The organism is Microcoleus sp. S13_C5, assembly GCF_036700845.1.
In the GTDB taxonomy this organism is placed as follows: Bacteria; Cyanobacteriota; Cyanobacteriia; order Cyanobacteriales; family Microcoleaceae; genus Microcoleus.
Genome location: NZ_JAUBPR010000077.1, coordinates 18549 through 31968, shown reverse-complemented (window position 1 = coordinate 31968; position 13420 = coordinate 18549). Strand labels below are relative to the sequence as shown.

The following is a 13420-nucleotide window of genomic DNA, read 5'->3' as shown; positions in this document are numbered from 1 at the left end:
GCTGCTTGTTTATCCCACCCAACATGATGATGCCTCTAAATTCCCTTGTCAATAGCGTTTGAGATGCGCTTACCCTGTGACAATTTAGAGCCATTGGCTAGTTCAAAGTCTAAGGGTGGGAGGGGAGCAAACTCAGCTTTTCTGTACACGTTCGCAGGTTGTGATGCACGGCTTTTGACCTATTCTACCTGTTTATCTTGCACTTTACTCTCGAGCGCGCGATCGCGTAACCCAGGCTAAGTAACACGCGATCGATATATTCAGCAAACCCTAGATAATTGCCATAAGCTCGATCCGCTAATATTACATCGTCTGGTAGTAAATTTGCATAAAGCAGACGACTCATCACAATTTCACTTGTCGCCAACGAATCTATTCCAGCAAATACCACTGCACCTGTGAGTAATGAAAACAAGACCACCATTTTCGCTATCGGAAATCCACACCCTGGTTTTTGATTGCTGTGTTGCGGATACTCGGCTTGATTTGCAGTAGTATCACTCATCAACACGGTTGTCCCGTCTAGTACCCGCACCCGTCGTCCACACCATTGTTGTTCTATCGGAACTTGTTTTTCTAGCTCGTGGGCCACGAACGGTACTAACTGTTGGACGAGTCTTTCCGGTAGTCGTTGACGAGCTTTACTGTAAGCCCCTGTGTCCGAAGAAGGAGCTTTGACTCCGGCTGCACTCAGCCAGATACCCATACGCTTCACCGCTTGACTGAGACTTTTATCTGGAGAGAGTACCTGGGATACCATTGCCCATAACGTCACTATCGGTGTATAGACGCTGCTGTAATACCTCACATTCTCGTTAGCGAGAAGCTCTTGCACTTTAAAGTCTGGTAGAAGCTCCTTCCAGGGTAAGGCCACACTCTGTAAAAATTGTTGCTTGAGAATAGACGCACGATGTGAGATAATAGACATAGATTTTTGTGTTTGTAAGGCAATGATCTATATATAGATTGCCTTACAGATTTTTTTGGGTTCACTTTTTCAGTGCCATTGGACTTTAGTCCTCACTACAAACTTATAATGGTTATTTTACCTGACTAGATATCAAGGAGTAGTTGTCGTAGTTTGTGGCTGAATTTGCTGCGGCTGCTGATTTTGGAGCTGAATTTGCTGCTGCTGAATCTCAAGTTGCCGATTTTGCAGATCGATTTGTCGCTGTCTGTCTTCAAGTTGCAGTCTTCTGTCTTCTGCTTGCTGCAATCTATCTTCACGTTGTATCTCTCTTTCTAGCTGTCTGTCTTCACGTTGCTCTTGTCTGTCTTGACGTTGTTCGCGAAGCTGTCTGAGCTGATTTCGCCGCTCGAAATCGCCTCCCAAAAATAAGTTTTGAAAAGCGTTGATAGTTGTTTGAAACCCAGTAAGAACGCCGCTAACAGTGCTGATCCCAGTTGCAACTCCTGTTATTGGCTGCAAGAAACTGTTGATATTGTCTGCTACCCTAGCATAGCCCGATCGCGCTACCAAAATCACATCGTTGTTGCGGAGAGTTGGGTTATTATTAGGATTCAAGCCTTGAGCAAAATCCACCTCGATCGTGCGGCGAGAAACAGTACCGTTGGGGTTCAATCGCAATAGTTCTACCTTGTCTTTTTTAGCCCGCAATTGATTGAAACTGCCTGCCGTCAGTAAAGCTTGGTGCAAGGATGTACTAGGCCGCACCTGCAAAGCCCCAGGCCTAATTACTTCTCCTACAATATTGATGCTAATCGCGTTCGGAGAAAAACTGCTATTTGCGACTTGAGAAACTTCAGCTAAGTCTACAGTAGCTGCTGTCGGGATAATTACGCTATCTCCTTCTTGCAGCAAAATATCTTGAGTTGAGTCGCCTTTTTGCAGCAAATCCCACAGATTTACCATGATAGTTTGTTCATTGCCACCTCTGACTCGGCGGCGGATTTGCACGCGGCGAATGTCAGCTTCTGTAGTGATACCACCAGCAATCTTCAGTGCTCTAGTTATTGTTGGTAAGCCCACAACTGCTCCTTGCTGTTGGTCGATAGATACAAAACTCAACTCTGTTTGTTGGTTGGTCGATCGCACATCCGAAGCAAATACAGTATAAGGCCCCGGCCGGTTCACTTCCCCGACAATTACCACGCCAATTGGTTTAGTAATATCAGCGGAAAAATTAGCACTGGCTCTTTGACGGACTTCTTCAGTATTAAGGGCACTTGCTGTCGGTACAAAAATTGTATCTCCATCTCGAATGGTAACGTCTTGACGCAAATTTCCCGTCTCTAAAAACTCCTGCAAATCAACAGTAATCACTTGCTCCGGACCGCCTCTGCGGGGACGGCGAATTTGGACATTTCGCATATCTCCTGCTGATGTCACCCCTTTTGCAAGTTGCAGCATTTCCATCAAAGTCGGGAATTTTACTCCTCCTCCGGTTCCTTCTCTAGTGGGATTAATTTTGTAGGAACCCGGGCGAGTAACTTCACCGGCAAGACCTATATTTAGGGGGCGAGCGGCGACCAGAGTCACGGTAACAACGGGAACATTGATGAAGGGTTCGTATCGCTTGGTAATCACGTTAGCCGCTTCTTGCAGCGTCAACCCTTGAATTGAGACGCTGCGAATGATTGGCAAATTGAGCGTTCCGTCAACTAACACTTGATATTCTCTGCTGAATTCAGGGACGCCGAAGATCTCTAAAGCAATGCGATCGCCCGATCCTAAAGTATAAGCTGCTTCTTGTGTCAGCGAACCAGAATTGCCTATCGGCGGCAAACTCGAACCCGGAGGTGGTGGCGGCGGTACTCTCGGTTGGTTTGGGTTCCTAGCGGGCGCAGGATTTCTGATGGCAGGCAACTGAGCTATACTGGACAGCGAACTGCTTAGCACCAGGAGTGCTGACAAACTCAGACTTGTAGCGGTTTGAATGGTATGTTTCATCTTTCTTCCCTGGTTGCAGCCTGCCATTGAACAATAGCAATTTAGCTAGTGGATTTTAGTTTATTTTCCCTGCTGTCCAGTGTAGCCTCGCTTCGCTGCAAAATCCAGAGGTGGAATCATAAAAATTGTGCGATCGCACTTAACTATTTTGCCCCTTGTTTGTAAAGAAATTGTAAAGCCCGCCAACTGTTCTCAGGATTAGGATCTCGTTTGAGCAAAATTCTTCATACATAACTCGGGATACAAATCAACCCGCCACAGAAAGGATATAGGAAAAAACCACCCTGATTTGAGGTAAAATATTAGATAATTCTATCTGCGGGACAAAGACAAGTGTCACTAAAATTGGATAAAGTAATTCCCTGGGGACGCTGCTTGGATGAATACATAGGAATGTTTAGCTTGACATCAAGTGACCTCAAGCTAGCAATTCTGGATTGTGCGGGCGGCCCGGCGAGTTTCAATGCCGAAATGACTCGCCAAGGTAAAAAGGTAATCTCTTGCGATCCAGTTTATCAGTTTACTGCGGTGGAAATTGGCGATCGCATCCAAGAAACATATCAAACTGTGCTTGACGGTGTTAAAGCCAATTTAGATGGCTACCTGTGGAATAATTTTGAATCGCCCTACCAGCTAGGCGAAGTGCGAATGAAGGCGATGCAGGAATTTTTAGAAGATTTTCCATCAGGCTTGCAGCAAGGCCGCTACCTGAATGCTGAGCTGCCAGTTTTGCCTTTCGAGAACGGTCAGTTTGATTTAGCTTTGTGCAGCCATTTCTTATTTGCTTATTCTCACCTGCTTTCCGAAGAATTTCATCTGGAAGCAATTACAGAAATGTGTCGGGTTGCAAAGGAAGTCCGGGTATTCCCTCTATTGCAGAGTTTTAGCGGGGAGGAATCCGAACACTTAAATCCGATCGTCACAGAATTGAAAAAGAGAAGTTTTAGTGTAGAAATTCAAGAGGCTCCCTACGAGTTTCAAAAAGGCGGTAATAAGATGCTGCGAGTTAGCAAAAAAAGCTCAGCATAAAAGTAAGCCTAACTTATTATGCTGTTAGAGAAACCAAATAACAACCATTAATTCGCCAACTCTTATCAAACTGTTTTTCCAGGAGATAAATGGCTCGGATTGGGATGCCTTCCGAGTCCAGCAACAGCACCGGCTGAGCGGGAATCCCTTCTACAGTGCCGAGGTTTTCAAATAATACCGAGCGCGGACGGTAGACAGCTTCATAGGCAATTTTTACCATGTGCATAAAGTTTTCTGCTGTGCGAAACTGCTGCTGAATTCCGGGACTGGCGAAGGAAAAAGCGAGCGCAGCATCGTCTTTTTGAAATGCTTGCAGTTGCTGTTCTATGACTGAGCGAATGGTAGTGCGATCGCTATCAGTAATTTGCATAATTTTGATAAGAAAATGCTCTTAGGGCTGGGCGCGGCCAAATTACTGAGGGCATGGCAATTCACGATCGATCCCTAGACTATCTGCCCATTGCTTAACCCGATCGTGTCCAATGCCCGTCTTGTTTGTCTGGTAATCTTGCAAGGCTGCCAGACTCTTGGCGATCCTTTCTTCTTCGCTGAGGGGTTGAAACTCATTTGCTGTGTCAATTTCTCCCCACTGATATCCCTCCGTTTCCTCGCCAATTTCTGCGATTAGGCGTTCAAAGTCGCTGAGATTACCGTTGGACTGATTCAGCCATGAAAGCACGATCGCCTTAACCGAATCGCTGGGCATGGCTTGAATTTGGGCGTGGAGTTGCTTTATAGATTGAGCCATTGGACAATAGAGAGTGACTGATGTAATTTTAGCGCAGTGTCAAAGAGTTGTGGACACTATAACGCACAGTTGCGGTAAAATTGGTTAAAGACTTTAAGAATTGTCAAAATGCTAAGCGGCGCCGCATTGAGAAAAACAGAGTCTGGGTGGGAATTTGCAAATGAAGAAGCCTTAGAGAATTTTGTCGAAGTTCACTTGCAAAGTTGGCTCGGTTTAACAGTCATCAAGCGGCAATTCACTGTCAAGAGCAAAGAGGCGATATTATAGCGGTGGACGAGAATAAACGGTTAGTTGTGCTGGAGTTGAAAAACGGGGAAGATAGATACGTCGTTCAACAGTTAACCCGTTATTGCGATGCTTTGTTGGAACACAAACCTTTTGCCGATCGCGTGGATTACGCTCAACCCGTTCGCTTAATAGCAATTACGCCAAAATTTCACAGAGATAATTTTACAAATAGGAAGTATCACGGGCTATTGTTTCAGTTTTTGCAATTGGCGAGCGTTCTTTCTGAGGCAAACTTAAATTTACAACTGAAAGATATAGATAATGAACGGATTTCACACGTATAAATTACATATCACCCAATAGAAATTACGGACAATATACCGAGTCCACCTAAAGCACTTATAAAACTATTAAGCCAGTGCGAGCTTAGTGAACAGAAAGACATATTGAAAATCAGGCATAAAATTCTCAGCTTCGCTCGACGAATGGAAAAAATTACTGCTAGTGGCAGTATTAAGTACGGAAATGGCAACAGTAAGACCAGTAAATTATATGCAGATTTATGTTCTGACAGTAAAGGAAATCTCATCTTATTTTTATGGCTACCTTTAAAAGGTCTGACAAGTAAAACTATTTCAATAGCAAGAGTCTGGACAGATTGGAATGATAAGGCATTGATCGAGGGTTATGTTACAAGTGGAGTTGGAAGAAAAATTGCATCTACTAAAAAATCTATCTTATATTAGAAGATGAAAATGATCGCTATTTTAAATCCTCAGTTATACAAACGGTATGATGAATATAAAAAACGTAATATTTTTGAAAAATTAAGAGAACGTGATGTTCATAATGCTTGGCAAATATATAAAATAAATATTACTAACTTCCAGCTAGTAAGATATGAAGAATTGAGATGTTTAGAAGAATATATAACTGAAAAAGAGAGAAATAAAGTAGTTCCTGCTGGAGTAGACCTATTGCCAACAAAAATATGCTAGAATAAAACGTTTGGCTTAAGTCGAGGAAATTGCAGGTTTAGCTAATTTTAAGGACATGATGCTAAAAACAGCATAAAATGCTAACAAGGTGTTTTGTAGTTACACAATAAATCAATCATGAACAATCGATTTTATCAAAATTTGAAAGCCGAGCAATTTAAACGCAGATTTGGTGTCCCGATTCAAAGGTTTAAAGAAATGGTTAACACTTGAGAACAATTCCGGGAATGAAAATTCTCAAGATAAACGAGGAGGCCGAAGCGCCTTAACTCTTGAAGAACAAGTTTTAGTGGCCTTGGAATATTGGCTAGAATATCGAACCTATTTTTATATAGGGACAAATTGGGGAGTATCCGAATCAACGATTTGCCGAATTGTAACTAAGATTAAATCAACTTTAATGAAAACGGAAAAGTTTGTTATTCTTGGCAAAAAATCATTGTTCAAAGGTTTTGGGCGTCAGCAAAGTTGTGGTAATGGATATCACAGAAACAGCTATCGAACGAAAAAAAACAGAAAAAATACTGTTCAGTAAACAAAAAACACCACAGCTTAAAAATGCAAGTGGTCATTAATGAAGAAAGTAAACAGATTATTTCCCTAAATTTTGGATCGGGGCATTGCCACGATTTCAGCTTGTTTAAAAAAAGCCATGTTCATTTCCATCCCTCAACCGATAGTTTACAAGATAGTGGCTATCAAGGGAGAAAAGATTATCACTTTAATAGCTGGACTCCTAAAAAGAAACCTAAAAATGGGAATCTTTCTCTTTTAGAAAAAGACTACAATCGAGCTTTAGCTCAGGAGCCAATAGTGATTGAACATGTTAATAGGAGTATAAAAGTTTTCAAAATTTTGTCAAGTCGTTATCGAAATCGTCGCCGCCGTTATGGTCTCCGTTGTAATTTGTTGTCAGCACTTTACAATTATGAGTAGCTCTCAGGTCGAAAATTCAAAACCTTTAATTCTAACCTAGATTTTTTTTGCACGAGGTCTATTGTAGCTAAAAAAACGATCGCCCCTTCCTTAAATCAAAAAGTGTGTGAAGCAGAGCTATCCCCAAAGAGAATCGCCCGCATTAACTTAAATAGGACTAAGGCCAAAGAAACCCGGTTTCTCAGGAAAATCTGGTTGGGCGACCAGAAATCTGTCAAGAAACTGGGTTTCTGACCCCACGCGCGGAGCTTCCTATTAAACTAAACTACGATCGCATCGCCTGTTTTTGCTCCGCCTTCAAATCGCGGTTGCTAGCAGCAGCCAACTCCGCATCCAACAGCGTCTTACCAGTCGCAGCCAAATACACATCATCCAAACTCGGCCGAGATTGAGCAATCCCAAAAGTAGGAAGTCCCGCATCTTTCAAAGCTTGCTGAATAGTCACCAGCGCATCGCTTTGCGGTGTTACTACTAAATTGAGAGAATTTCCTTGAGCCGTGTTGACAATTACTTCCTGCACAAAAGGCAAAGATTGCATCAGAGTTTTAGCTTTTTCGGCTTCTTCCATCGGCGAAAACTCCCGAATCCGCAGAGTCACCCGATCGCCCCCAACCCGATTTTTCAACTCTTCCGGCGTCCCCTCAGCAATCACTGTACCCTTGTCAATAATCGCCACGCGATCGGCCAAAGCGTCAACTTCTTCGAGATAATGGCTGGTAATCAAAACCGTCGTACCTTCCTCCCGCAAGCGGCGCAGGAAATCCCACACTACCACCCGGCTTTCAATATCGAGCCCGACAGTCGGTTCGTCTAACACCAAAACATCCGGCTGGTGAAGCAACCCAGCAGCTAAGTCGAGGCGTTTGCGGATACCGCCGGAATAAGTACCCGTCTTTTTATTTTCCCACTCCTCCAAACCAAGGAGTTTCACCATTTCGTCAATCCGCCCTTTAATCGTATGGCGCGGCAAATGGTAAAGCGCTGCTTGCAGTTGCAGCAGTTCCCGCCCCGTCAGCACCTTATCGAGAGCCACTTCTTGGGCGACATAGCCGAGTCTTTGTCTGGCAATTCTCGGCTGGCTGACAGCAGAAATGCCAGACACTTCAATGCGTCCGCTATCCGGGGCACTCAAAGTACAAAGTACCCGCAGGGTTGTGGTTTTGCCTGCACCGTTGGGGCCTAGCAAACCAAATATTTCCCCCGGTTCTACCTTGAAGGAAACATCTTGAACGGCTTCTACAGTGCCGTAGCGTTTCTGAAGATTTTCAATTAAAACGGCGGGAGCCATATATTTTGGGGATGAACTGGTTGTTAATATTTTGACACTTCTGAGCTCAAATTGCCGGAATGGTCGATCGACCAACACGACTCGGTGTGCCTGTAACGATCGCACACTCCTCCTCAACCGGAAACTGCTTATAGTTTTGATTCTTAATAATCAGTTTAAAAAATATTAACTTTATAGCGCTTCTCAACCCTGATATTCATCAGTTTTCCCACTATCCCATCTCCCATTTCAACTCCAAAAAATTATGAGTTTTGAGTTAATTATAACTTTTCAGTTAACAACTCAAAACTCACAATTTTTCAACAAGTAGAGATGCACCCGAAACCTGTAATTTTATAATTATCTCTACCTATAGGCTGATGTGTAGCGAGATTTTGATAATTAACACACTGGTCAAACACATCACACTTTCGAGCCAAGTATTAAACACAAAAAACTTCCCCAACTGGCAAGTTCTCCTTTTAACCATTTCCCCAAAAAATGTAACTGTATGCCCGTGATCTCAACCCCGATAGTTATCAGTAATTACCAATTCTTTAATCGAAAATCGAAAATCGAAAATGGTATTAACTCCCCTAAAGGGAGTGGCTGCCACCTCTTTAATCGACAATTTTTACCCAACCGCGGCGAACGTTGTACAGCAGTCGGTTGATGATGGCATACTCATCTTCATTCAGTGTTCTTTCTAAGAGTGCAGATCTGAGCTGTCTCCGGTCGTGGCGAGTCACGACGCTGGAGAACATGACCTGACCAAATAACTCCTCGAGTGTCATTTGGGATACTGACATGATAAACCTCCTAGTTGATTGAGACAGATAAAATTTTAACAGGCTTGTTGTCTTTGTATTATGCACTCTGGGAGCGACTTCAAAGGCGATCGAAAACATTGACACGGTGTGATTTTTCGGCTAAAAATCTGTGACCGAGACTTTGATTGCCAGTGACTTGGATCTCTTAAATTTGTGATGCTTGTCACTAAAGCCAGAAGGAAGAAGTCAGAAGTTCAGAGGGAAGAAGTCAGAAGTCCGAGGGAAAAAGACCATCAAGCGCGATCGCCCTCAACAACTCTCCATCTCATCCTCATGGCTTCTCAACCTTATTTTTCCCTATGCCAATTTTCCAGCTAATTGAGGCATCGGTCAATAGTCGCCACAACCGACTCTGCCAACTCTTTCAGCGCGTAACCCCCCTCCAAACCAAAGGCGATGCGACGGGTGAGTTGCAGGCAGTATCCGGTGAAAGTACCGAAATCGGACGGCATCAGAGTCATACTCGCCAGCGGATCGGACGCAGTAGCGTCATAACCAGCGCTGACAATCAACAAATCCGGTTCAAATTTGGACAAAAAAGGCACGACAAGAGATTCAAAGGCGCTCAAGTATTCAGCTATGCCGCCACCTGGATACAGGGGAATGTTCAGCACGTTGTCGTAGAGGCCTCGTTCCTCCGCATCTCCAGTTCCCGGATAGCACGGAGATTGATGCAGGGAACAGTAGGCAATTTGCCGGCAGTTTTCCACCAAAGATTGAGTGCCGTTGCCGTGGTGCACGTCCCAGTCTAGGATAGCGACGCGGTTGATTCCGGGCTGTTCCAGGGCGTAGTGAGCGGCGATCGCAGCATTGGAAAACAAGCAAAAACCCATCGCGCGGGCGTTTTCGGCGTGGTGTCCCGGCGGCCTGGCCAGCACAAAAGCCGGTTCCCCCGCAGCCACCACTCGATCGACCCCATCGAGCCAAGCACTCGCCGCTAGCAGCGCTACGTCGTAACTTTCAGCAGAAATCGGGGTATCACCGTCGAGGTAGCCGCCTCCCCGATGAGCCAAATGTTCGACTTCTTTGATGTATCTTTGCGAGTGAACTTTTTTGATAGCCGAGAACAGTTGTTGTTCGCGCTGCGCCACTGGGGTGGGCAGTTGCCACTCAATTTGAGCCGCCCAAGGAGCAGCTTTCAGAGCGTTGACAATCGCCGTTAAACGTTCTGGTCGCTCTGGGTGAAGCATTCCAGTCTTGTGCAGCAAGAAATCTTCGGAGTAGATGACGGGTAGCATCGGCTGATTTTAGATTTTAGATTTTAGATTTTTAGTTGGCTTTAAGAAGGCCTTCGCTTTTGTGAAATTAAAATTTCCATCGAGTAACCATTTTAATTTCTTATATGGCCGTCAAAAAAACTCACGAAAGCATGAAACCAGACCGTCTAAAAAAAACTTTCTAGCTTTTCCCAACTGCTGACAAAATAACCAACTGACAAATTATCAATTGTCCTTGTTTCGTCCCTTAATTTTTCTGGCAACTTTCCCATAAATTCAAAGGCAAATTGTGATATAATTTCAGGAGTAATTTGCAGTATTTGGCAGCTCTACTGAATCCAAACCGATTTTATCGCATTTTTGAGATTTATAGCCGTCAAATTTAAATTTTTAACGGAGTTTTTCAACCTATGAGCACCTCTGAGTCGCGGATAATCCCGACGGATCTGGGTAATGAGATGTCCCGATCGTACTTGGAATACGCCATGAGCGTAATTGTCGGTCGGGCGCTACCAGATGCCAGGGACGGTCTCAAGCCCGTTCACCGACGCATTCTCTACGCCATGAACGAATTGGGCTTGACTCCCGATAGACCTTTCCGCAAATGCGCCCGCGTCGTGGGGGAGGTGCTGGGCAAGTATCACCCGCACGGAGATACAGCGGTTTACGACGCCCTGGTGCGGATGGCTCAGGATTTCTCCATGCGGGAACGCCTGATCAACGGCCACGGCAACTTCGGCTCCGTTGACAACGACCCGCCCGCTGCGATGCGTTACACCGAGTGTCGCCTGACAGCTCTCACTAGCGACTCCATGCTGCGCGACATCGACTCCGAAACAGTTGATTTCGGCGACAACTTCGACGGTTCCCAGCAAGAACCCCTCGTACTCCCGGCACGCATTCCCCAAATTTTGCTCAACGGTTCCTCCGGGATTGCTGTAGGGATGGCAACCAACATTCCGCCGCACAATTTAGGCGAAATAATTGACGGTTTAGTAGCACTAATCCACAATCCAGGAATTACCGACCTGGAATTGATGCAGTACATCCCCGGCCCGGACTTTCCCACCGGAGGGCAAATTCTGGGTAGAAGCGGCATTCGCGATGCTTACACCACCGGGCGCGGTTCGATTACAATGCGCGGAGTCGCCGGCATTGAAACCATTGAACATCCGGGCCGCCCCGACAAGGAAGCAATTATTATCACCGAATTGCCTTACCAAACAAACAAGGCAGCCCTAATTGAGAAAATTGCCGAACTTGTCAACGACAAAAGATTAGATGGAATTTCCGACATTCGCGACGAAAGCGATAGAGACGGAATGCGGATCGTGATCGAACTCAAGCGCGACGCCTATCCCCGCGTCGTCCTCAACAACCTCTATAAACAAACACCCCTCCAAGCCAACTTTGGAGCCAATATGTTAGCGCTAGTAAACGGGGAACCCCAACTACTTACGCTCTCCCAATTCCTCAATGTCTTCCTAGATTTCCGCATTGAGACAATTACTCGCCGGACTCAATATGAGCTCCGCAAAGCAGAAGAACGCGACCACCTTCTGCAAGGCTTATTAATTGCCCTAGACAACTTAGATGCAATTATTCACCTAATTCGCGCCGCTGCCGACTCCGCAGCAGCCAAACAGGAATTGATGGATAATTACGGTCTTTCGGAACAGCAATCCGACGCAATTCTGCAAATGCAGCTCCGGCGTTTGACAGCATTAGAAGCGCAAAAAATTCAGCAAGAACACGAAGAATTGCGAGCTAAAATAGCCGATTTGGAAGATATCTTAGCGCGCCGGGAACGCATCTTAGAAATCGCCGAATTTGAAGCAGTCGAAATCCAAACCAAAATCGCCACTCCTAGACGCAGTGTCATCGAACACGCCGAAGGAGAAATAGATGAAAGAGATTTAATTGCCAACGAACAAGCAATTATTCTGATTACAGAGCAAGGCTACATCAAGCGGATGCCTGTCAGCACTTTCGAGGCACAAAGTCGCGCTACTCGCGGCAAAGCAGGCGCGAAAATGAAAGAAGACGACGGAGTAGAACATTTTCTTTCCTGCTGCGATCATGACAGCGTTTTGTTCTTCAGTGACAGGGGCGTAGTTTACTCTGTCAAAGCTTATCAAATTCCCGTCTGTTCCCGGACGGCCCGCGGGACTCCCGTGGTGCAACTGCTGCCGATTCCTATAGAAGAAAAAATCACTTCTATGGTGTCAGTCACAGAATTCACCAGCGAAGAATACTTAGTCATGCTGACTCGCGGTGGCTACATTAAGAAAACCGCACTTTCGGCTTTTGGCAACATCCGCACTAATGGATTAATCGCGATTTCTCTAGAAGAAGGCGACCAACTGCGCTGGGTACGGAGAGCAAAAGTGGGTGACAGCATTATCATCGGTACGCGCCAAGGCATGGCAATTCATTTCCGCACTAATCACGAACAGTTGCGCCCAGTCGGCCGCGCGACGCGGGGTGTAAAATCAATGAAATTGCGATCGGGCGATGAGTTGATTAGCATGGACATTTTGCCCAGTTCAATTGTTGCCGAAATTGCTGAATTGGAAACTGAAGAGTCGGAATTTGAGGGAGCAGAAATTGCTCTATTAGAAACTGAAGAGTCGGAATTTGAAGGAGCAGAAATTGCTGAATTGGGAACAGAAGAGTCGGAAGTGGAAGATGAAGAATTAGAACTGCAAGCCGAGGAAATTGAAGGCGAAGAGGTCGAAGAAATTTCGGCAGTTAGCAGCGAAGTTCCTTCTGTGTTGGTAATCACCACCAATGGCTACGGCAAGCGGGTTCCAGTTTCTCAATTCCGCCTCCAAAGACGTGCTGGCAAGGGATTGACGGCTACTAAATTCAAATCTAAAAAGGGTAAGGATCAGGTAGCTGCGCTGCGAATTGTCAACGAAGATGACGAGTTGATGATCATTACCAACCGAGGTATTATTATCCGTCAGGCTGTGAGTGCAATTTCTACTCAATCGCGCACAGCAACGGGTGTGCGGGTGCAGCGGTTAGATGAGGATGATTCGATCGTAGCTGTGGCTTTAGTGCCGCCTGCTGGTGAAGAATCGGCCGAAGAATCGGAATCTGAGGAAGTGGCAGAATAATCATAGGTTAATAGTTTGTAAGGTGCGCGCTGCGTACCTTACTGCTGAATGGTACAAATGCGATCGCCCCTACTCAGAAGTTTTCCCTCAAAAGTCAAAGATTTTTTGCACTTGTGACCAGGAAAATTGGAGGC

14 protein-coding genes and 1 pseudogene are annotated in these 13420 nt (G+C 45.3%); 8 read left to right on the top strand and 7 right to left on the bottom strand.

Annotated features, from left to right (window positions below):
* Nucleotides 1-184: 184 nt before the first annotated feature.
* Entirely contained in the window at nt 185-928 is a 744-nt protein-coding gene (locus tag QUA04_RS19410; RefSeq protein ID WP_333259398.1) for an IS4 family transposase, read from the bottom strand.
* Nucleotides 929-1060: 132 nt separating this feature from the next.
* Nucleotides 1061-2911: a polysaccharide biosynthesis/export family protein gene (locus QUA04_RS19405; protein WP_333259395.1), complete on the bottom strand. Its 1851-nt coding sequence runs from the start codon at nt 2909-2911 to the stop codon at nt 1061-1063.
* Nucleotides 2912-3244: 333 nt separating this feature from the next.
* Between QUA04_RS19405 and QUA04_RS19400 the strand changes: the two genes are divergently transcribed.
* Nucleotides 3245-3940: a class I SAM-dependent methyltransferase gene (locus tag QUA04_RS19400; RefSeq protein ID WP_333259393.1), complete on the top strand. Its 696-nt coding sequence runs from the start codon at nt 3245-3247 to the stop codon at nt 3938-3940.
* A 16-nt stretch (nt 3941-3956) separates the two neighbouring features.
* On the opposite strand, the gene QUA04_RS19395 is transcribed toward QUA04_RS19400, so the two are convergent.
* Entirely contained in the window at nt 3957-4310 is a 354-nt protein-coding gene (locus QUA04_RS19395) for a DUF4864 domain-containing protein (RefSeq protein WP_333259391.1), read from the bottom strand.
* Between the two features lie 42 nt (nt 4311-4352).
* Nucleotides 4353-4688 carry a hypothetical protein gene (locus QUA04_RS19390; protein WP_333259388.1) on the bottom strand — a complete coding sequence of 112 codons (336 nt, stop codon included), beginning with the start codon at nt 4686-4688 and terminating at the stop codon, nt 4353-4355.
* Nucleotides 4689-4796: 108 nt separating this feature from the next.
* Between QUA04_RS19390 and QUA04_RS19385 the strand changes: the two genes are divergently transcribed.
* From QUA04_RS19385 to QUA04_RS19365, 5 genes and pseudogenes are all read left to right on the top strand, one after another.
* Entirely contained in the window at nt 4797-4955 is a 159-nt protein-coding gene (locus tag QUA04_RS19385) for a hypothetical protein (RefSeq protein WP_333259385.1), read from the top strand.
* A gap of 2 nt (nt 4956-4957) precedes the next feature.
* Nucleotides 4958-5260 carry a hypothetical protein gene (locus QUA04_RS19380; RefSeq protein ID WP_333259382.1) on the top strand — a complete coding sequence of 101 codons (303 nt, stop codon included), beginning with the start codon at nt 4958-4960 and terminating at the stop codon, nt 5258-5260.
* A 141-nt stretch (nt 5261-5401) separates the two neighbouring features.
* Entirely contained in the window at nt 5402-5662 is a 261-nt protein-coding gene (locus QUA04_RS19375) for a hypothetical protein (RefSeq protein WP_333259379.1), read from the top strand.
* 9 nt (nt 5663-5671) lie between these two features.
* Nucleotides 5672-5914, top strand: coding sequence for a hypothetical protein (locus tag QUA04_RS19370; RefSeq protein ID WP_333259377.1), 243 nt, complete (start codon nt 5672-5674; stop codon nt 5912-5914).
* Nucleotides 5915-6031: 117 nt separating this feature from the next.
* A pseudogene (locus QUA04_RS19365) lies at nt 6032-6850 on the top strand (IS5 family transposase).
* 265 nt (nt 6851-7115) lie between these two features.
* Here the strand turns inward: QUA04_RS19365 and QUA04_RS19360 are convergent.
* Together QUA04_RS19360 and QUA04_RS19355 are read right to left on the bottom strand one after the other, a co-directional pair.
* On the bottom strand, nt 7116-8138 hold the full coding sequence (locus QUA04_RS19360; protein ID WP_333259404.1) for an ATP-binding cassette domain-containing protein: 1023 nt from the start codon (nt 8136-8138) through the stop codon (nt 7116-7118).
* Nucleotides 8139-8737: 599 nt separating this feature from the next.
* Nucleotides 8738-8926 (bottom strand): hypothetical protein, encoded by a 189-nt coding sequence (locus QUA04_RS19355; RefSeq protein WP_015175516.1) that lies wholly within the window; start codon nt 8924-8926, stop codon nt 8738-8740.
* Nucleotides 8927-9103: 177 nt separating this feature from the next.
* Here QUA04_RS19355 and QUA04_RS19350 point away from each other — a divergent pair, with 177 nt between their 5' ends.
* A complete protein-coding gene (locus tag QUA04_RS19350) occupies nt 9104-9265 on the top strand; it encodes a hypothetical protein (RefSeq protein ID WP_333259374.1) in 162 nt (53 codons plus the stop codon).
* Here the strand turns inward: QUA04_RS19350 and QUA04_RS19345 are convergent.
* Nucleotides 9262-10185 carry a histone deacetylase gene (locus tag QUA04_RS19345; RefSeq protein ID WP_333259371.1) on the bottom strand — a complete coding sequence of 308 codons (924 nt, stop codon included), beginning with the start codon at nt 10183-10185 and terminating at the stop codon, nt 9262-9264. The two genes, QUA04_RS19350 and QUA04_RS19345, sit on opposite strands and share 4 nt — an antisense overlap.
* Before the next feature lie 389 nt (nt 10186-10574).
* On the opposite strand from QUA04_RS19345, the gene gyrA reads away from it, so the two are divergent.
* Nucleotides 10575-13286, top strand: a complete 2712-nt coding sequence (gene gyrA, locus QUA04_RS19340) for a DNA gyrase subunit A (protein WP_333259368.1) — start codon at nt 10575-10577, stop codon at nt 13284-13286.
* Nucleotides 13287-13420 lie beyond the last annotated feature (134 nt).

What these genes read in the sequence shown, in the direction of transcription:
- QUA04_RS19410 (WP_333259398.1), bottom strand. Translation starts at nt 928, where the DNA reads ATGTCTATTATCTCACATCGTGCGTCTATTCTCAAGCAACAATTTTTA.
- QUA04_RS19405 (WP_333259395.1), bottom strand. Translation starts at nt 2,911, where the DNA reads ATGAAACATACCATTCAAACCGCTACAAGTCTGAGTTTGTCAGCACTC.
- QUA04_RS19395 (WP_333259391.1), bottom strand. Translation starts at nt 4,310, where the DNA reads ATGCAAATTACTGATAGCGATCGCACTACCATTCGCTCAGTCATAGAA.
- QUA04_RS19390 (WP_333259388.1), bottom strand. Translation starts at nt 4,688, where the DNA reads ATGGCTCAATCTATAAAGCAACTCCACGCCCAAATTCAAGCCATGCCC.
- QUA04_RS19385 (WP_333259385.1), top strand. Translation starts at nt 4,797, where the DNA reads ATGCTAAGCGGCGCCGCATTGAGAAAAACAGAGTCTGGGTGGGAATTT.
- QUA04_RS19375 (WP_333259379.1), top strand. Translation starts at nt 5,402, where the DNA reads ATGGAAAAAATTACTGCTAGTGGCAGTATTAAGTACGGAAATGGCAAC.
- QUA04_RS19370 (WP_333259377.1), top strand. Translation starts at nt 5,672, where the DNA reads ATGATCGCTATTTTAAATCCTCAGTTATACAAACGGTATGATGAATAT.
- QUA04_RS19360 (WP_333259404.1), bottom strand. Translation starts at nt 8,138, where the DNA reads ATGGCTCCCGCCGTTTTAATTGAAAATCTTCAGAAACGCTACGGCACT.
- QUA04_RS19355 (WP_015175516.1), bottom strand. Translation starts at nt 8,926, where the DNA reads ATGTCAGTATCCCAAATGACACTCGAGGAGTTATTTGGTCAGGTCATG.
- QUA04_RS19350 (WP_333259374.1), top strand. Translation starts at nt 9,104, where the DNA reads ATGCTTGTCACTAAAGCCAGAAGGAAGAAGTCAGAAGTTCAGAGGGAA.
- QUA04_RS19345 (WP_333259371.1), bottom strand. Translation starts at nt 10,185, where the DNA reads ATGCTACCCGTCATCTACTCCGAAGATTTCTTGCTGCACAAGACTGGA.
- gyrA (WP_333259368.1), top strand. Translation starts at nt 10,575, where the DNA reads ATGAGCACCTCTGAGTCGCGGATAATCCCGACGGATCTGGGTAATGAG.